1 protein-coding gene is annotated in these 256 nt (G+C 48.4%); it reads left to right on the top strand.

The annotated features are described in order from the left end of the window. Positions 1–256: GA-like domain-containing protein (locus AC1M89_RS14840; RefSeq protein WP_481614407.1), on the top strand; the 256-nt coding region annotated here is incomplete at both ends.

Genomic DNA, 256 nt, shown 5'->3' with positions numbered 1-256 from the left:
CTGAGCTGACTCAAGCACGTGATGATGCGCTTACTGCTAAAGAAGATGCACAAGCGAAAGTTGATGCACTTCCAGAAGGAGCAGACAAAGACGCATTGGATGCACGCTTAGATGATCTAGTCGACATCACCTTACCAGCAGTAAATGATGAAAACGAAGATGGCATAGCAGATGAGTACGAACAAGTATTGGCAGATGCCGAAGCAGCAGTAGAGGCAGCAGAAGCAGCATACGCTGCGGCAGAACAAGCGCTGAT

This window comes from Acinetobacter sp. ANC_7635 (genome assembly GCF_056779945.1).
The sequence above is the reverse complement of the archived record's forward strand: the minus strand, read 5'-3'. Positions and strand labels throughout refer to the sequence as shown.